The sequence below is a fragment of the Candidatus Jettenia sp. AMX1 genome (assembly GCF_030263775.1).
Taxonomy (GTDB): domain Bacteria; phylum Planctomycetota; class Brocadiia; order Brocadiales; family Brocadiaceae; genus Jettenia; species Jettenia caeni.
This window is the reverse complement of sequence record NZ_SZPP01000012.1, coordinates 1-17806: the sequence shown is the minus strand read 5'-3', so window position 1 is coordinate 17806 and position 17806 is coordinate 1. Positions and strand designations below refer to the sequence as shown.

Genomic DNA, 17806 nt, shown 5'->3' with positions numbered 1-17806 from the left:
TTATTTTCGTTCGACCGGCGTTGCCTTCTGTGCCTTTTGTTTAGCAATCTCAGCCTTTGCAAATTTAATGAGGTGGACAATGGGTCTTTTTGCTGGACAAATATATGTGCAGCAACCACATTCTTTACATTCCATTACGTTATTTTCCAACGCCAGATTAAACTCTTTTGCTTCACTTTGGATACTTAATATGCTGGGATTAAGTCCATACGGACAACTATCAATGCAACGTCCACATCGAATGCATGCATGGGAGTTCCGTTGCTGAGTACCTTTGAATGCGAGAATACCTCCCGTTCCTTTGATGGTAACGGCGGTATCTATATTGCCTTGTGCAATGCCCATCATAGGGCCACCAAAAATAATCTTATCGATATTTGAAACGACCCTTGCTTCTTCCAGTAAATGTTTGATCGGTGTCCCTAAACGAACGAGGAAATTTTGCGGATTTTCTACCCCATTCCCGGTAACGGTAACTATGCGCTGAATGAGAGGCCTTTTAAATTTTACTGCTTCATACACGGCAAAAGCGGTGCCTACGTTAATTACAATAGCACCTACCTCTAAAGGTAATTGCGTTGGTTTAAATTCCCTGTTCAATAATGCCTTAATAAGTTGATGTTCGGCTCCCTGTGGATATTTTACTTCCATAAGATCTACTTTAATATCCGGCTCATCTGATAGAATATCTCTGAAAAGGGTATAAATATCTTCTTTGTTCGCCTCAATGCCGATATGCGCTTTTTTGCATCCGATACACTTCATAATAAGCTTTAAGCCCTGGATAATTTCGCGTGATCTATCAAGCATAAGCCGATAATCACAGGTAAGGTAGGGTTCGCATTCAGCACCGTTCATTACAACGGTATCGATAGGTCTATCTTTCGGCAGGGTAAGTTTTACATGAGTAGGGAAAGTGGCGCCACCTAATCCCACAACTCCTGCTGATTGGATACGCTGTTTAATTTCATCAGAAGAAATGAGATCTATATCGGTTTCGACATTGGTACCTTCCGTCCATGAATCTTCATCAGTTCTTTCGATAATAACCGACGGAGATTTTATGCCAGTAACTGGATGTGGCCATGATACAATATCGGTTACTTTACCCGAAATAGAGGCGTGTACATTCGCAGATATAAAACCTTGCGATTCTCCAACCAATTGGCCTTTTGTTACATAATCCCCTTTTTTAACAATGGGTTTGCAAGGAGCGCCAATATGCTGGCTCATAAGTAAGTATACGATCTTTGGAAGCGGGGCAAGTACCTCTTTTCTATCCTTCGTAAGAGATTTTCCATCCTCAACAGGATGGATACCGCCAACAAAGGTTTTTAATTTTGATTTGACAAGGGTTATCATGTTTACAGATCTTACTTTTGTATGTAATTTATCTTAATGCACGATCAATTTGACGTATGGCTTGTTTTAAACGCAATTCATTTTCTACTATTGCAAGCCTCAGATATCCCTCACCATTCTCTCCAAAGGCAGCGCCAGGTGCAACGGCTACTTCAGCTTCATTAATAAGTTTAAAGGCGAAATCTACCGAACCCATAGAACGATATTTTTCAGGAATAGGCGCCCAAACAAACATAGATGCCTTAGGTTTTTTTACATCCCATCCGATACGGTTAAGTCCATCACAGAGCACATCCCTTCTGGATTGATAAATTTTTGCCTGCTCTTTTGCATATTTATCACATTCCCGGAGTGCGATGATTGAGGCAATTTGTACTGGCTGGAAGATGCCGTAATCGTAATAGCCCTTAACCTTTGCCAGGGTATTGACAATTTCCTTGTTTCCCACGCAAAAACCTAGTCTCCAGCCTGCCATGTTAAATGATTTTGACATGGTATTAAATTCTACACCTACCTCTTTTGCATGCTTAACCTGTAAGAAGCTAGGGGCCTTGTAACCATCGAAGGTCATCTCACAATATGCGAAATCATGGACAATGATAATGTTATGTTTCTTGGCAAAGGCTACAATTTCCTCAAAGAAACTTAATTCAACTGTAGCTGCTGTAGGGTTATGAGGAAAGTTTAAGATGATTATTTTGGGTCGGGGAATAAGACTCTTGGCCGTATTGATTAAGTTAGGTAAAAATTTTTCATCTTCCGTGAGTGGTACACTGATAACACTCCCTCCAGCAAGATTCACTGCATGAATATGGATAGGAAAGGCAGGATTGGGTACAAGAGCCATATCACCTGTTTCCAGTAAACCTAAACACAAATGGGATATCCCTTCTTTTGATCCAATAGTACAAACCACTTCTTCCGGGTCTAAGGATACTCCAAACTGTTTTTCATAGTATTTAGCAACCTCTCGACGGAGATTAAAAATACCATTAGCAGAGACTGTATATCGGTGATTTCTCGGATCCTGTACAGCTTCGCATAATTTCTGAATAATTGGTTCGGGGGTAGGATCGTTAGGGTTCCCCATGCCCAAATCGATCACATCGATGTTATTACGTCTCTTTTCGTATTTTAGTGCATTTAATCGACCGAATAAATAAGGTGGTAACCGTTTTACTCTATTAGCAACATTAATTATAAATTCTTCAGGCATTTGATTTCTTCAATGGACTCACATTGTGATGGTAAAAAATTTTTTATAGAAAACATATGAAATAATATAAAAGTGTTTTTCATTTTAATTACGGTTCAAATTTTTTGTGATTGAAGCATTTTCTACAAGGCTAATAAGCCAGGGTCCAATTCTCTCCCGGTATCGTTGATTTTTAACTACTTTTTCCAATTCCCCTCTGACGGCTTTGTAACTCTTATTGCTGGCTGCCTTCCTATTCGTAACCTTCATAATATGATAGCCGTAGTCTGTTTTTATAATATCACTGAGCTCTCCGATCTTTAAAGATGCTACCTCTTTGCCTACAGTGTCCTTTGGACTAAAAGGTTGCATTTTGCCGCCTTTAATAGCAGAGGCGCGATCAATTGACTCGTTTTTTGCAAGGGTTTCGAAATCCGCGCCTGCCCGTAACTTTTTCAGTGCTTCTTCGGCGTCTCTGCGGCTTTTAAAGACAATTTGGCTTGCTTCTATCTTCTCGCCATATTCCAGATCATAGGCTTTTTGCAGATCTTCTTCTGTAATAGCGATTGTTTTTGTCATAATCTTTTCTGCGAGAATCTCAACTTCCGCTTGTTTTCTCATCTTCTTTAATAGTTTTTCTTCAAATTGTTCAAAACTGGCGCCAACTTTTGCCAATTCCTTTTCAAGATCGGCTTTATCTTTTATCCTATTGATTCGCATAAGATCTTCAATTTCGGTGCTGACGAGCTTTTTTAATTTTTGTTCAACCTCTGCAGCCGTAACGTTGATTCCTTCTTTCTCTGCTTCCTGATAGATTAACGATCTCCGGATAAGCACTTCCAATGCATCCTCTCCATAGGTATCTATTAAAAGATTCGAGAGATCCTGCCTTGTAATTTTTTGCCCATTTACAATGGCTACTACATCTTTATCAGTATCAGCAACCGTTTGTTGTTCATTCTTTGTGATTTTTTTGGTATTCGATTCTTTTCCCAATGTTATCTTGGTGAAAAATGCTCCTACAAAAACGAATAAAGCGAAAAGATACATTGTTACATAGATTTTCATTACGATACTCATTCGATAAAATTAAACAGATAACGCTTATTACAAGAAGTATAAATTGAAATTTAATTATATCACAGTTAAAATTAAGGTGTCAACGTTTTTTAACTTTAAAAAGTAAGGAGAATAGAGTGACGGTAATTATCATGGCAGGTGGTAGAAGCCGGAGAATGGGCTTCAATAAATCGTTTCTTAAGTACGGAGATAAAACATTTATTGAGCATCAAATAACTAAACTGAATAAAATCTTCCATGAAATTATTATATCAGCAAATGATCGTAGTATTTATGATAATTTACATTTACCCATAGTGCCCGATGTGATACCAGAGAAAGGTCCGCTGAGCGGTATTTGCGCAGGGTTGATGTATACAAAAAATTCTCATGCCTTCGTAGTTGCTTGTGATATGCCCTTTATTAATGAAAAGGTGATTCTTTATCTCAGGAGATATATCGTTGGCTATGATGTGGTTGTGCCTCAGACTAACCGTGGGTTAGAACCTATGCATGCCTTTTATTCCACGAATTGCATACAGCCGATGTATCGCTGTCTTGAAGAAGGTAAGTTACGAATTGTTGATTTTTTTTCAGAAGTGAGGGTAAAGATTGTGGATGAAAAGGAATTCGGAGGATTGGATGCATCTGGGCAATCCCTTATTAATTTAAATACCCCTGAAGAATACAAGAAATATTGTGGTAACAATTAATGAGGGTTGTTGGTGGACTGACTTAAATCAAATTTTGCACGTATAAATGCTTAAGAATTTGTAAATAAGTAAATTGCTCATACCATTATATAAGGATGGTTTGTACCATCCTTATATAAAATATGCTTTTGATAGTTTTGAAAATTATAAGCTCTTAAGAATTCGCTGTAATTTAGTTGGTTTGCCCTTTAAGACGTTCATATTCAGCGAACGCTTTCTCAGATTCTGAAATCATCCCCTTTTTCTTGTATGCAAGGCCCAGATTGTAATGAATGTTAGCCATGCCTGGTTCAACGGTTGCGACTTTTTGAAACTCTTTTATCGCCGCGTCATACATTCCTTTCTTGCCGTATTCAATACCTTTTTCGTTAATCTTTTTAATGTCTAATTCACTAACAGTCTCAGCCTTTCTTTCTTCAGATATATTTGCTCTTGGGGTTACTGAAGGATAGGATGGTACAGGAGAAGTATCTTCTCCCTTTTGAGTATCATTCAGAGATACCTTCTTATCAACAGATATCTTTTTATTGGCAGTTTTTTGTTTTGTGCTCTTGAGTTTTGTATTGGCTTGATTTTTTTGTGCCATCTTTTTCTTTGAAGCCTTTGAAGTCTTTTTTACTACTGGTTTTGATGCGTTAGTATTTTTGGCTACTTTTGTCTTGTGAGTGAGTTTGCTGTATGCAACTTCTAAGGACGTAGTTTTCTTCTTCAGTTTAGTATGTTCTTTCTCCAATGCAGATTGTTTCGTTCTCATCTGCGCATATGCTTTATTCAATTTATCCTTCTCAGATGCAAGCATATTAATTCGTCCTTCCAAATTTTGGTTCATAGTATCAAGGTTATCCACTTTTTGGTCTAATCCATCAAAAGTTTTTTCAAGAGTGGTTTGGAATTGATGGAAGGAACTCTTTTGGTATCTTGCTTCCTGCTTCTCGTATTTATACCGATTTTCTACTCCCAATGTTGTTTTGTACCTGGCAGTTATTACGAATGACGCCATAAGAAAAATTTTAAGCGATTTCTTTATTATTGTTTTCTCCTTTTGCATAATCATTGTTTTTTCCTCCTACAAAAACAGTAATAATACGGAAGTAAAGTTATCCAAAATTTAAAGTTATATATTATACCTAATAGTGTAAATTTCAAGAGATTTTAATCGTTTTTTACAAATAAATTTATACCTGTTTGACATACATCAACAGGAAGCAATATTATTCTTTTTTACATTGACTTCTTTTGTAAATATCAATATTATTACTTTGTAAGGTGAAGTGCTTATATTCCTGCTAACCCTTAATGGAGTAATCAGTAGATGAAAAATAAGAAAAATAGTAAGAGCATTTGTTTTGGATGTAATTATGCCATTATTTTAGATGCAAAAATTGCCTTTTGTAATATCCTTATGCGTGATGTATCATACAAATCTTGTACTGCCTTTGAACGGAATTGGCAAATAAATGATATTGTTCCGGAAAAGACTAAAGAAAAGAAAAAAGGGCAATAATAAAGATACTATATTTTAAGTGATTATTAATAAGGGATAATGCGGGTCGTGCGGCATTATCCCTTTTTTGTTTATTAGGGCAAAGTTTGCTGAAGATCAATCTTGTGATACTCTTTTTATCAGGAATTATCTATTTTATTGACTATTTTTTAATATATGCTAGACTTTTTAGAATTTAAGCTTATAGTATGTTGTGTGTGGAAAAACGAATCCTTTTAACTATGACAGATTCTCCAGTTTGTTTTAAAAAGTCGTGTCGCATTCGGGTAATGATGTTATAACTTTAGGCATGTTATTTCGTGATTTTAATTGATGGAGAAGGAAATGAAAGAAGAATTTACTCAGTTCAAAAAGCTTCTGCTTTCGTTGCGTGAAAGATTAGTAGGCAAAGTTGATTCTATGCAAGGAGAGGCGTTAAAAAGATCCAGACAAGATGCGTCTGGTGACTTGTCTAACGTTCCAATTCATATGGCAGATGTGGGTACTGACAATTATGAAAGAGATCTTATGATCGAGCTTATACAGACAGGAGAACAAAGTCTGCGTGATATAGACACTGCTTTAGAAAAGATTGAAGAAGGTACCTTTGGTATTTGTGAGTTATGCGGGAAAAAAATAAATAAAGAGCGACTAAAGGCTGTGCCTTATGCAAAACTTTGTATTGATTGCCAGAGGGAAGAGGAAGTCGATCACGCCTAGTATATTCCATGAAAAACATACCCGCATTTGTTATTACTACGGTGAGTGGAGTAATTCTCGATATTATATCAAAGTGGTTTGTTTTCTCCCGGTTAGATGCCTTTGAAAAAGTAACCATAGTTCCTGGTTTACTAAATATATTAAGAACTGAAAATGAGGGTGTTGTTTTTGGAATGTTCCCTGGTAGAACGAACGCTTTCATCGCTTTTTCAGCTATAGCAATTATAATAATTATATGTATTTATATCTGGTCAGATAAAACATTCTTTGTATCAAATGTAGCTTTGGGACTTATTCTGGCGGGTGCTATAGGAAACCTATGGGATAGAATATGGTTCAGCCATGTAAGAGATTTTATAGATCTCCATATTAAAGATAAATACCACTGGCCTACTTTTAATATAGCTGATAGTTTGATTTGCGTTGGTATATCTATCATGGTTTTTAGCTCCTTTTCCTTAAAGAAGCAGAATGAGCATGCCTAAAAACTGTTTTTTGTAAGATCCTGATATTTTTTCAGTAAGCTCAGAGTTACTTTTCCTGGTTTCCCTGTACCGATTATCCTTCCATCAATTCTTACAACAGGAATAATTTCAGCAGCAGTTCCGGTCAAAAAACATTCATCGGCAATATACAAATCGTATCGGGTCATTAATTCTTCTTTAACCTGGATTCCGATTTCAGTGGCTAATTCCATTACAATATTCCGGGTAATGCCGATTAATATTCCGGCGTTTTCCGGAGGAGTTAAAAGGGTATTATTTTTAACAATAAAGATATTGTCCCCAGCACACTCTGCTACATAACCATCCTTATTGAGCATGAGCGCTTCTCCGGCTCCTGCTTGTATGGATTCTAATTTTGCTAAGATATTATTCAGATAATTAAGCGATTTTATTTTGGGGTCGAGGGCAGAAAAATGATTTCGAATCGTTGTTACTGTTACAATATCCAGTCCTTTTTCATAAAGTGTTTTTGAATATAGTTCAATGGTATCTGTGATAATAATGACCTGCGGTGTTGCGCACTTGTTGGGATCTAATCCAAGTTTTCCAACGCCTCGGGTAACAACGAGGCGAATGTAAGAATCCGTTAGATTATTAGCCTCCATGGTTTTTTTTATAGCATGCGCCATTTCATCCTTTGTTAAGGGAATTTTTAGCGATATGGCTGTTGCTGAATCATACAATCTATCAAGATGCTGATTTAATGTAAATATTTTCCCATTATAGGCACGTATTCCTTCAAATACTCCGTCTCCATAGAGCAGCCCATGGTCAAAGACAGATATTTTAGCATCTTCTTGAGGAAGTATTTGACCATTTATATAAATCTTTAATCCCATTAATCTACCTTTTACTCCTTTCTTTCCTTCTATTCTAAAATACGTCCGTCGATAATTCTTACAATGCGTCCGGCATGTTTGGCTATTTCTTCATCATGAGTGACGATTATCAGTGTCTGGTGTGATGTTCTGTTCAAATCCCAAATTAATTCGAGAATCTCATGACCTGTCTTTGTATCTAAATTACCTGTAGGCTCATCACACAGCAATATTTCAGGGTTATTGATTAATGCCCGTACGATAGCGACTCGCTGTCTTTCCCCGCCGGAAAGTTGCGATGGTTTATGCGTTACCCGGTTTCCCAGTCCGACTCTCTCCAACAGTGAGAGTGCCTTACTTTTGTAGTTTTTATCCGGTATTTTTGAATTTGAGAATCCACTTCCTATCAAACTTGGCAGTAAAACGTTCTCTAATGCAGTAAAATCGGGTAAAAGGTGATAAAACTGGAAGACAAATCCGAAGGTGCGATTTCTTGTCTCTGCCTGTTTTTTTGCACTTAATTTCGTGAGATTTATACCCTTGTATAATACTGAACCAGACGTAGGTGTATCTAAAATTCCTAAAATATGTAATAGCGTGCTTTTCCCTGCTCCAGATGCGCCTACAATTGCTACAATTTCATTTTTTTCGACAGAGAGATTTACCCCATGTAAGACAGGTAATGTGCGTTCACCGCTTGTGTATTCCTTAAATATATTTATAGCTTGTAATATACTGCTGCTCATGATATTCACATTACCATTTATCTACACCGTGAACAAATATTTTTAGCCTGCAACTATATCACACGGGTAAATATTAGTCAATTTTAATTTAACGTTACTACCTTTCCAAAGAGTCATCAATTCCCTGATTGGCCAAAGCGTCGGCATGGATGTTTTCTTCTCTGCGCACATGCTGAATTTTCCACACAGATATCTTGTGTAGAAGCGCCATAAGTTCATTATAGAGAGGCAGAATACTGGCGCTTTTTACACGGTATATACCATTCAGTTGTCTTACGAGAAGTTCGCTATCCGTTTTAAAGATTACTCTTTTAGCGTTATGATGAATGGCTTTTTGAGCTGCCAGTATCATTGACCGGTATTCAGCAACATTATTGGTAGATTTTCCGATATACCTGCATGCCTCTTCAATAATATGATGTTCTTTATCGTATATAACTATGCCAATGCCTGCTTTGCCGGGATTTCCCCTTGATGCACCGTCGGTATGAATAATAAGTTCATCCAATTCGCTTGTTTTATGTTGCATACCTGAATGCAGTTGTAATCTTTCTTCATCAGATTTTTTCCCTTTTTTTTGATGAGAAATTTCCTGAATAAAGGTATCGATCATCTCTTCAGTTATAGAGGGATTCTCTTTGATTAATTTTTCTTTATCAAGGTATTGAAATATTAGGGGTAATAACTCTTGAAAGGGCGTATCTTCCATACTATATAAGCTCCCTTTATAAAATATATTAAAAATCCATTGTATTACATTATATTCTAGAGATCAGACTTCTGAATAGCAAATATTTTTAGAAGTATCAAACCTGATTTTTTCTTAATAAAGAACGATATTTTGGCAATAATTCTCTCCAGGTATGCATCCTTTTTGATGCCCTTCATACCTCATGTGACATGCCGCATTTTGTAACAGCACACTTTTGTGATATGTCACACACTTTATCAAATGTATCATAGATGTATTTCCTTTTTCTTTCCAGGAGAGGTCTGTTTTGCCGCAAAAACGCAATTAAATTAAATTTTCTCCTCTATGGTATATTTTTTGATATTTTTGTATGAATGATCAGTTCTTAAAGGATTGTGTACTGTCCAATACTATTATTAACCATTCCTTAGTAATATCTTGAGGAGGAAAGATTTGTATGAGAAAAAGTATATGGTATTTTATCGCTGCAGTTTGTATATCCATGCCCTCTTATACGGTTTTGACTTATGGTCAGTCAAATATTGTATCTGATGATTTCAGGGCAACAAATCTCAATAAAGATATATGGACATTTATTAATCCTCTTGGAGATGCAAGCCTGATCATGACAGGAACTGGTATATCAATATCTGTTCCTGCGGGGATATCACATGAGATAAGGAGTGGAGGAAATACTGCTCCGCGGATTATGCAGCCTGCTAATAATACCGATTTTGAGATTGAGGTAAAGTTCGGGTCTCAATTAAGCAAAAAGTATCAGATGCAAGGATTAATTATTGAACAGGATAGTAAAAATTATCTGCGCTTTGATTTTTATTCTAATAGCACAGATATTACAATTTTTGCTGCAAGTTATGCAAATGGATCTTCCACCACCAAAAAAAACCGTATTATAATGGATGATACTCCTAGTCCTGTTCCTTTATATATGCGTATTAAACGACAGGGAAACCAGTGGACACAATCGTACTCCTATAATAGAGTGAAATGGTTTACTAACGTTAGCTTTAGCTATGGTCTAACAGTAAAATCAGTAGGGATATTTGTGGGGAATTCTGGCAGCAGCAGTATACCGGCATATACCGGCCTGATTGATTATTTCTTCAATACATCATCTCCTATTAATCCGGAGGACGGCGGGAACACAAAACCACCTGTAGTTAACGTTTGGTACGGTAATTATCAGCGTTTTGGATATCTTGGAATACCACAAAGATGGATAAATATCCTGGGCAGGGTATCAGACCCTGACCTGGATGATATTTCCTCACTATCATATTCTCTGAATGGAGGACCAAAGTATCCTCTCTCTCTTGGACCAGATGAAAGACGTCTTACTTCGTTTGGCGATTTTAACATAGATATAGCATACACAGATCTTTTATGCGGACAAAATCAAGTTGCAATTACGGCAACTGATACTTTTGGTAACACAGCTCTTAAGACTGTGGATATTAAATACGATTGTGGGAATATATGGCCTGAAACATATTCTGTTAACTGGAGCTCTGTTACGAATATACAAGATGTGGCGCAGGTTGTTGATGGTATCTGGGTGTTAGGGACAGGTGGCGTTCGTACAGCGATAAAAGGGTATGATCGTTTGATTGCAATTGGTGATGTTTCCTGGGATGAGTATGAGGTTACCGCCCCTGTTACTATTCACAAGCTAGGATCTTCAACACACCGTGGTTCTGTTGGTTTTGTGATGAGGTGGAAAGGTCATTACGATTGGGATGGCAGCCGTCCGAGGTGGGGATGGTATCCTTTTGGAGCTTTTGGAGGATATGATTGGGTATGGAATGGAGAGTCAGGAGATTATATATTACGTATGTTTGGAAATAAAAGTTCAATTGCAGAAGACAAAAGTGGCCGGCATTTAAAGACAGGTATAGAATATTTATTTAAAATGCGGGCGGAAACGGCTGGAGGGAAAAGTGTTTACTCTTTAAGAATATGGGAAAAAGGTACATCCGAACCTTCAGAATGGGATTTGAGAGGACTAGGGGTAGAAGGAGAGTTACAACAGGGTTCATTGTTGTTATTAGCTCATTATGCAGATGTCAGTTTTGGCAATGTAACAATAACGCCCGGTCCTTTCTATAATAATACAACGCCGCCGGTAATCAGTAACATTCAAGTGGTATCCAATAATACAAAAGCAACAGTAACCTGGACTACCGATAAACCTTCGACAAGCAAAGTAGATTACGGACCAACATCTGCTTATGAGAATGGTTCTGTGAAGAATGCTTCTCTGGTGACTTCCCATACTATCGTACTTACTGAACTAACCCAGGGTGCTTTGTATCACTATAAAGTTACTTCTGTTGATGGATACGGGAATAGCTCAAGTTCTTCGGATCTTGTCTTTACGGCAAGTTCTAGTCTGAAGGCTCTCTATAGTTTCAACGAAGGAGTAGGGACTGTTGTGAATGATTCATCTGGCAACGAAAATAATGGTACAATTAATGGCGCTACATGGACAACCGGTAAAATTGGGGGAGGATTGAACTTCGATGGGATTGATGATTCTGTATCAGTTCCTCGCATGAACTACGATGAGGTCTCAATTACCGCGTGGTTCTATAAAAATGCCAGTGATGCAACCTATGCTGATGCTATATTTGGCGCATATAAGTGGAATTTGAATTCTCAATATCGGCAAGGTTTTGATGTACGATTTTACAAAAGTACCCCTGATACCCTTGAATTTATATTAGTAACACAAAATGGGAGTGGAACGCGATCGACAAGAACTGTTCAAAAGGATTTGGGAAATTCGGTTGGCAAATGGTACCATGTTGCAGGCACTTACAATAAAATAACAGGAGAACAGAAGTTGTATGTAAATGGGCTGTTAGTTAATACCCGAACTCATCCGGTAGGAAATACTATAGTCCCAATGACAGCTTATCCTGATATGAGAGTAGGTTACTCAAGGGTTAATAAGGGGTATTTTAGTGGTATTATAGACGATGTACGCCTTTATAATCGAGCTTTGAGTAGTCAGGAAATACAAAATTTGTATAATAAGGTACAGGGATTGTATAATTAGCGGCTTTCAAGATAAAGAAAACCACTAAGGAATTCTTCAAATGCTTTTCGAAAAATAGATTTCTTTGACTATATATTTCTTTGGTTCCATATACATTATCTTTTCCGCAAGGAAGATCAAAATGATAGGAGAGATATTAAATACTCTGGTGGTTAAACAATCAGATGATAGAGCAAGAATCTCAAAGTATTATCGTGCTTTTTATATCTACATCAATTATACAAACTAATTGAGGAGATATGTTCCAAGAGAAAAGTATGAAGTTAATGATACAACATCGGCGATGGCTAATACAAAGGGGCAAGAGGCATGCGTTGGATTGATACCCATCTTTTTAAAAAGGATCGGCAGCATGCATCCAAGAAAAGAAGCCGTAAGAATGGAAAATAAGATAGTGAGGGATAAAGCGATAGAAAAGGCTTGTTCCCATAACCACAAAAAGGATACAAGATACAATATTCCCCCACATAGCATACCTATTTTTGCTCCGACCAGTGTCTCATAGAGAACAAGTCTTTTCATCCTGATTGTTTTCTCAAGTGAAGAGAGAGTGACCGCAACAGCTTGAGTACCTATACTCTCTGCAAGGCCTAAAATTATAGTTATAAAGAAGGCTACAAAAACAAACTTATCTACCGTGCTGCTAAATAGATTGGTAATAAAGGCACAGGTGAGCCCACTCAAGATATTAAAAAGCAAATAAGGAAATCGTAAAAAGGTGCTTTTAAAGATAGAAGGTTTTCGAAACTCTTCCAATTTTATACCGATTATTTTGAGCAGATTATCCCGTGCTTGCTCCATTTTTTCTTCGATAGTTATTGTATCTTCTATAAAATCGTTCGCTCGTGCAATACCGATAAGTTTTCCTTGTTCATCGACAACAGGGAAAGCAAGGAATTTATATATTAAAAAATATTCAAGAACCGTATCAAAAGGAGTTTGCATAGTTAATCGAATTGGATTACGTACCATAATATCAGAAACCATGGTTCCCCAAGGTGCCGTTATAAGTTTTCTTAAAGGTATAATACCTGTTAATTTCCCATCTTTGTCTATAACATAACAATAAAAAATATTACCGGAAAGGTTACTGCCACGCAGTAATTCAAAAGCGGTTTGAGCAGTATTATCTTCTGAAACAGCAAACATCTCGGTGCTATATTTAAATTCAGAATGTTTTTTAATTATTTTATGTTTATTATGAAAGTGCATAACTGATCTGCTACTATTTTTGATAGATATTAAAATTTTAAGTATATAATAATTTTTTATACATTCAAGGCAGATTTGGAATACAGTTTGAGTCTTGAGCGTTTAAGGAACATGGAAATAGCTTTTTATATCTTCGCTGACAATACCATGACTTTTTCTTGACCTCAGATCAGTTACACAGTAATATTGCGTAAATTATTTTGTTACAGAGATGTCAAAATACGTATGTTTACTATAAGTATTGTAAATAAAACCTGGATAATCTCCCTTGATTTCTTCCTAGAAGAATGAAAATATCCGAAGTGTTTATCAGGGAAAAATTCTGAAATATCCAATAAGAGGAAATACTGAAATTCCCTTTTTCTATGAGCTATAAACCGATAATAATTCGTATTATTTTGTTATTACAAATGTGTTTTTCCATACTATATATTTCTTCTACTCCTGCATTTGCATATCAAAATACTCTTGAAAAAATTAAATCTACCGGGGTATTAGTGTGGGGGTTTGATGCAGAAGGGGGGGCCCCGTATGTATTTTATGATCTCAAACATCCTTCGAAACTTATTGGCTTTGAGGTTGATCTTGTAGAGGCTATTGCCAGGGAGATGGGTGTGAAGGTGCAATATTTCCAAAATGCGTGGGACAGCATCTTGCTTGCACTTCAGCGTGGAGATTTTGACATTGCATTGAATGGTATCGAGATAACACCGGATAGAGAACAGGCTGTATTATTTAGTCGTCCGTATTTTGCCTACGCAGAACAAATCGTTACCCGTGCCTCGGAAATCCGCATTAATTGTCTGGAAGATCTTCGGAAGAAAAAGGTTGGCACCCTGTATAATACGGTAGCCAAACGAATGCTGGACGAAATGGGGGATATACAAGTTAATAGTTACAGCGGGCAGGTGGAACCTTTCAAAGATCTCTTATTAAGCCGTATAGATGCCGTTTTTGTGGATATGCCCGTTGCCTTATACTATGCTATGCCAAATCCACAGTTACGCTTAGTCGGTGAGCCAGTGGGAGAAGGATATTATGGCATTGCTTTCAGGAAAGAAGATACAGCCCTGGTTGAGGAGATAAATACAATTCTTGAGAAGTTATTGAGATCGGGTGAATTAAAGAAGATTTACAGCCGATGGGGATTGTGGAATACCTCTCAGGAAAAACTCTTCTTACATGATGAACTCTTACAAAAATATACAGAAAGTCCTCCTTCTGTTTCTCAAAAAGTACCTCTTCGGGTGACTACATTTTTACCGACCTTGCTAAAAGGAGCATTGGTCACAATCGGTATTTCCATTTTGTCTATGATGCTGGCGGTTGTTTTAGGTTTGATACTGGCAATTATGAGGCTATACGGCAATATATGGTTACAAAAAATTTCTACGGCCTATATTGAAATCTACCGTGGTACACCCCTTCTTATTCAGCTCTATATCTTGTATTATGGTTTACCTAACATTGGTATTACCTTAAGCGCACTTGCCGCTGCTATTCTTGGATTAGGTATGAACTACGCTGCGTATGAGGCTGAAATTTATCGTGCAGGTATACAATCTGTTCCTAAAGGGCAAACTGAGGCGGCTTTATCTCTGGGCATGTCAATGCGTTTGACCTTAAGGCGAATTGTCTTACCACAAGCATTCCGTATCACGATACCACCGATGACGAATGATTTTGTTGCTTTATTTAAGGATTCGTCTTTAGTTTCAGTTATTGCTATAGTAGAACTCACAAAGAGTTATAGTATGTTAGCTGCTTCATCAATGAATTTTTTCACCTTGGGGATTATCACAGCCCTCCTTTATTTTGGTATGAGTTATCCTCTTTCCTTGTATGCAAGAAAATTGGAAAAAAAACTAACACGATCATCGTCAAGTCGATAAAAAGTTAGGAAGGTAAATAAGAATCTGTATAATTTACAGATTCTGCGGATATTTTTAAATCAAATGGATAGTAAAATCACATGATTAAAATCCAGAATTTATTTAAACACTATAATTATCAGCCTCTGTTCAGAGGGTTGAGTGTAGACATAGCAAAAAGAAGTGCTGTTACTCTTATTGGGCCATCGGGAAGTGGCAAGAGTACGCTCTTACGGTGTATAAATGGATTGGAGCCTTTTGGTGGAGGGTGGATTTCTATTGATAGCCAAACACGGTATGGTGTTAATGAATCAGATTACCATAAGGCACAAGAAGAACTTGCTTTAAGAAATATACGCAAGAAGGTGGGAATGGTATTTCAACAGTTCAATCTCTTTCCCCATATGACAGTTCTTCAAAATATTACTGAATCTCCAATCCATGTATTAGGTATTGGTCGGGCTGAAGCTGAGTTAAATGCTATTTCTTTACTCCGAAAAGTAAACTTAGAGGAAAAAGCTCAGAATTATCCTGAACAATTATCGGGTGGAGAGCAACAGCGGGTTGCTATTGCCCGTGCCCTTGCTATGAGACCTGAAGCGATGCTCTTTGATGAACCGACATCCTCCCTTGACCCGGAAATGATTGATGATGTGCTCAAGGTAATAAAAGATCTCGTGTCAGAAGGAATGACAACAGTAATCGCAACACACGAGATGAGCTTTGCAAGGGATATTTCTACACACGTAATCTTCATAGAGAAAGGCGATATTGTAGAGCAGGGGGGGCCGCAAGATATCTTTTACAATCCAAGAAATGACCGTACAAAGGTATTTCTCAGCCGTTTTATGAAGTAAGCCTTTTGTGTTTTAATCCAGAACTGCAAAGTCATTTCTCTATCTCAACTGCTATCGATCTACCCCTGTTGTCGATTCTTCCCGCCCAATATAAATATTCCTAAACAAATATTCTTGTCTATCGCTTATGGAGTTGTCTAATGATTATGCTCATTGGTGCACTTTTTTTGCATTAGGGTTGATCGCCAAGTTAGGATTCATGCGCAAGAGATTATGCTTCCATTTCCTACCTTTGTTGTTTTTTTATTTTCATTTTTAGATTGATATAAATCCAAAACCTGCTAAAAATAAAGTATATCACGATAAAGGTAAACTGTAAGTGATCAGAAGGTATCAAGTAAAGAGTTGTTAAAATCGTTTTATAATAAAAGAGAGTCTTATTGCTGAAGATATTTTCAAATAAATGTCTTTGCAATTGGACTCTTTTTGTTTTAAGGATGCATGATGGAGGTGAAGGATATGTGTATAACCATGATTATGGTAACGAGAATAGTGTTATGAGTTCTGATAGTATTCCAGGAAAAACTTTTGAGAAGCAGTAAAGGATTCTGATATAACAAAGAGGTATGTAGTGGGAAATACTTTTACACTTCTCAAGAAGTTGTTAGGTAAAAACTGAGACTTTAGATAAGGAGTCGATTATGAAGGCAAAGGTGGATCAAGATGTCTGTATCGGTTGTGCCTTATGTACTCAAATCTGTCCTGAAGTTTTTAGGATGGAAGGCGATAAATCAGTAGTGTATGTTGATATTGTTCCTAAAGAAGTTGAGGATGCCTGCAGAGAAGCATCTGATGAATGTCCGGTGTCGTGTATATATATAGTAGAATAAAAGTATTTCTGATAAGACTTTCAATAACTACTTCAATGGTTTAATCACAATTGAACTGAAATAGAAGGGTTTTCAATCGGGTGTGTTTGGAAATATTCAAAACGAAAGGAAGGTTTAAAAATGGAAAAGTACAGATGCATAGTTTGTGGATATGTCTATGACCCAGAAATTGGCGATCCTGATTACGGGGTAAGTCCCGGTACTAGTTTCAGGAATTTGCCAGGAGATTGGGTTTGTCCCGTATGCGGTGCACCACAGGATCAGTTTGAGAAAATTTGATAGTTATGCAGAGTCAGACCTTTACAGGCTGCCCGAGAATAGATATTTGGGTAAATTCTCATGTCGTAAGTCCTCTAATATCAAAATTTATTTTTTTTAAATTTTGCATTCTCGGACAGCCTGTGGAAGTATGTACCCATTGTGTTCTGTTTATTCTTTTCTATTTTTTCTGATCGCTGTATTACGCAATTTTCCAACCGGGCAACGCTGAACAAAAGACTGGAATCTTCTTCATTTTTCTGTTTTACTATAGTTGTATGGGAAAAAAAGCAATTTCCTAGTGCGTCAAGCGAAGCTTGACGTTTTCTGATGAGGTGAAAGTCCTCATAGGTAAAGGCATAGCCAGCCAACCATACTGAGTGTTGCGTGATTGGGAAGGAGAGAC

General features: G+C 37.1%; 18 protein-coding genes. 9 read left to right on the top strand and 9 right to left on the bottom strand.

Annotation, left to right across the window (positions count from 1 at the left end; genetic code table 11):
* The 3 genes from rsxC to FBQ94_RS04340 form a co-directional block, all read right to left on the bottom strand.
* On the bottom strand, positions 1–1362 hold the full coding sequence (gene rsxC, locus FBQ94_RS04350) for an electron transport complex subunit RsxC (protein WP_007223049.1): 1362 nt from the start codon (positions 1360–1362) through the stop codon (positions 1–3).
* A gap of 28 nt (positions 1363–1390) precedes the next feature.
* Positions 1391–2578: an aminotransferase class I/II-fold pyridoxal phosphate-dependent enzyme gene (locus tag FBQ94_RS04345; protein ID WP_007223048.1), complete on the bottom strand. Its 1188-nt coding sequence runs from the start codon at positions 2576–2578 to the stop codon at positions 1391–1393.
* A gap of 84 nt (positions 2579–2662) precedes the next feature.
* The gene (locus FBQ94_RS04340) at positions 2663–3625 is read right to left on the bottom strand and encodes a peptidylprolyl isomerase (protein WP_007223047.1); all 963 of its coding nucleotides are present in this window, start codon (positions 3623–3625) and stop codon (positions 2663–2665) included.
* Between the two features lie 128 nt (positions 3626–3753).
* On the opposite strand from FBQ94_RS04340, the gene FBQ94_RS04335 reads away from it, so the two are divergent.
* Positions 3754–4329 (top strand): molybdenum cofactor guanylyltransferase, encoded by a 576-nt coding sequence (locus FBQ94_RS04335; RefSeq protein WP_007223046.1) that lies wholly within the window; start codon positions 3754–3756, stop codon positions 4327–4329.
* 172 nt (positions 4330–4501) lie between these two features.
* Here FBQ94_RS04335 and FBQ94_RS04330 read toward each other — a convergent pair whose 3' ends face one another.
* Entirely contained in the window at positions 4502–5383 is an 882-nt protein-coding gene (locus tag FBQ94_RS04330; RefSeq protein WP_007223045.1) for a tetratricopeptide repeat protein, read from the bottom strand.
* Positions 5384–5641: 258 nt separating this feature from the next.
* Between FBQ94_RS04330 and FBQ94_RS04325 the strand changes: the two genes are divergently transcribed.
* From FBQ94_RS04325 to lspA, 3 genes are all read left to right on the top strand, one after another.
* The gene (locus FBQ94_RS04325; protein ID WP_007223044.1) at positions 5642–5833 is read left to right on the top strand and encodes a hypothetical protein; all 192 of its coding nucleotides are present in this window, start codon (positions 5642–5644) and stop codon (positions 5831–5833) included.
* 324 nt (positions 5834–6157) lie between these two features.
* Positions 6158–6532 carry a TraR/DksA family transcriptional regulator gene (locus FBQ94_RS04320; protein WP_051006233.1) on the top strand — a complete coding sequence of 125 codons (375 nt, stop codon included), beginning with the start codon at positions 6158–6160 and terminating at the stop codon, positions 6530–6532.
* An 8-nt stretch (positions 6533–6540) separates the two neighbouring features.
* Positions 6541–7017 (top strand): signal peptidase II, encoded by a 477-nt coding sequence (lspA, locus tag FBQ94_RS04315; protein WP_007223042.1) that lies wholly within the window; start codon positions 6541–6543, stop codon positions 7015–7017.
* Here lspA and ilvE read toward each other — a convergent pair.
* From ilvE to FBQ94_RS04300, 3 genes are all read right to left on the bottom strand, one after another.
* Positions 7014–7877: a branched-chain-amino-acid transaminase gene (ilvE, locus tag FBQ94_RS04310; RefSeq protein ID WP_007223041.1), complete on the bottom strand. Its 864-nt coding sequence runs from the start codon at positions 7875–7877 to the stop codon at positions 7014–7016. The genes lspA and ilvE overlap by 4 nt on opposite strands.
* A 29-nt stretch (positions 7878–7906) precedes the next feature.
* On the bottom strand, positions 7907–8602 hold the full coding sequence (locus FBQ94_RS04305) for an ABC transporter ATP-binding protein (RefSeq protein ID WP_007223040.1): 696 nt from the start codon (positions 8600–8602) through the stop codon (positions 7907–7909).
* A gap of 97 nt (positions 8603–8699) precedes the next feature.
* Positions 8700–9311 carry a ribonuclease HI family protein gene (locus FBQ94_RS04300; RefSeq protein WP_007223039.1) on the bottom strand — a complete coding sequence of 204 codons (612 nt, stop codon included), beginning with the start codon at positions 9309–9311 and terminating at the stop codon, positions 8700–8702.
* A gap of 439 nt (positions 9312–9750) precedes the next feature.
* Here FBQ94_RS04300 and FBQ94_RS04295 point away from each other — a divergent pair, with 439 nt between their 5' ends.
* Positions 9751–12372 (top strand): LamG-like jellyroll fold domain-containing protein, encoded by a 2622-nt coding sequence (locus FBQ94_RS04295; protein ID WP_007223038.1) that lies wholly within the window; start codon positions 9751–9753, stop codon positions 12370–12372.
* Positions 12373–12597: 225 nt separating this feature from the next.
* On the opposite strand, the gene FBQ94_RS04290 is transcribed toward FBQ94_RS04295, so the two are convergent.
* The gene (locus FBQ94_RS04290) at positions 12598–13584 is read right to left on the bottom strand and encodes a magnesium transporter (RefSeq protein ID WP_007223037.1); all 987 of its coding nucleotides are present in this window, start codon (positions 13582–13584) and stop codon (positions 12598–12600) included.
* A gap of 497 nt (positions 13585–14081) precedes the next feature.
* Here FBQ94_RS04290 and FBQ94_RS04285 point away from each other — a divergent pair, with 497 nt between their 5' ends.
* From FBQ94_RS04285 to rd, 4 genes are all read left to right on the top strand, one after another.
* Positions 14082–15476, top strand: a complete 1395-nt coding sequence (locus tag FBQ94_RS04285) for an ABC transporter substrate-binding protein/permease (RefSeq protein ID WP_285442004.1) — start codon at positions 14082–14084, stop codon at positions 15474–15476.
* 80 nt (positions 15477–15556) lie between these two features.
* Positions 15557–16312 (top strand): amino acid ABC transporter ATP-binding protein, encoded by a 756-nt coding sequence (locus FBQ94_RS04280; RefSeq protein ID WP_007223035.1) that lies wholly within the window; start codon positions 15557–15559, stop codon positions 16310–16312.
* A 641-nt stretch (positions 16313–16953) separates the two neighbouring features.
* The gene (locus FBQ94_RS04275; RefSeq protein ID WP_007223032.1) at positions 16954–17142 is read left to right on the top strand and encodes a ferredoxin; all 189 of its coding nucleotides are present in this window, start codon (positions 16954–16956) and stop codon (positions 17140–17142) included.
* A 120-nt stretch (positions 17143–17262) separates the two neighbouring features.
* The gene (gene rd / locus FBQ94_RS04270; RefSeq protein ID WP_007223031.1) at positions 17263–17421 is read left to right on the top strand and encodes a rubredoxin; all 159 of its coding nucleotides are present in this window, start codon (positions 17263–17265) and stop codon (positions 17419–17421) included.
* A gap of 80 nt (positions 17422–17501) precedes the next feature.
* Here the strand turns inward: rd and FBQ94_RS04265 are convergent.
* Positions 17502–17806 (bottom strand): hypothetical protein (locus FBQ94_RS04265; protein ID WP_285442003.1); only part of this gene is annotated, 305 nt, incomplete at its 5' end.

Bases quoted from the DNA above. Each gene is read 5' to 3' on its own strand.
- rsxC (WP_007223049.1), bottom strand. From the start codon at position 1,362: ATGATAACCCTTGTCAAATCAAAATTAAAAACCTTTGTTGGCGGTATC.
- FBQ94_RS04345 (WP_007223048.1), bottom strand. From the start codon at position 2,578: ATGCCTGAAGAATTTATAATTAATGTTGCTAATAGAGTAAAACGGTTA.
- FBQ94_RS04340 (WP_007223047.1), bottom strand. From the start codon at position 3,625: ATGAAAATCTATGTAACAATGTATCTTTTCGCTTTATTCGTTTTTGTA.
- FBQ94_RS04330 (WP_007223045.1), bottom strand. From the start codon at position 5,383: ATGATTATGCAAAAGGAGAAAACAATAATAAAGAAATCGCTTAAAATT.
- FBQ94_RS04325 (WP_007223044.1), top strand. From the start codon at position 5,642: ATGAAAAATAAGAAAAATAGTAAGAGCATTTGTTTTGGATGTAATTAT.
- FBQ94_RS04320 (WP_051006233.1), top strand. From the start codon at position 6,158: ATGAAAGAAGAATTTACTCAGTTCAAAAAGCTTCTGCTTTCGTTGCGT.
- lspA (WP_007223042.1), top strand. From the start codon at position 6,541: ATGAAAAACATACCCGCATTTGTTATTACTACGGTGAGTGGAGTAATT.
- ilvE (WP_007223041.1), bottom strand. From the start codon at position 7,877: ATGGGATTAAAGATTTATATAAATGGTCAAATACTTCCTCAAGAAGAT.
- FBQ94_RS04305 (WP_007223040.1), bottom strand. From the start codon at position 8,602: ATGAGCAGCAGTATATTACAAGCTATAAATATATTTAAGGAATACACA.
- FBQ94_RS04300 (WP_007223039.1), bottom strand. From the start codon at position 9,311: ATGGAAGATACGCCCTTTCAAGAGTTATTACCCCTAATATTTCAATAC.
- FBQ94_RS04295 (WP_007223038.1), top strand. From the start codon at position 9,751: ATGAGAAAAAGTATATGGTATTTTATCGCTGCAGTTTGTATATCCATG.
- FBQ94_RS04290 (WP_007223037.1), bottom strand. From the start codon at position 13,584: ATGCACTTTCATAATAAACATAAAATAATTAAAAAACATTCTGAATTT.
- FBQ94_RS04280 (WP_007223035.1), top strand. From the start codon at position 15,557: ATGATTAAAATCCAGAATTTATTTAAACACTATAATTATCAGCCTCTG.
- FBQ94_RS04275 (WP_007223032.1), top strand. From the start codon at position 16,954: ATGAAGGCAAAGGTGGATCAAGATGTCTGTATCGGTTGTGCCTTATGT.
- rd (WP_007223031.1), top strand. From the start codon at position 17,263: ATGGAAAAGTACAGATGCATAGTTTGTGGATATGTCTATGACCCAGAA.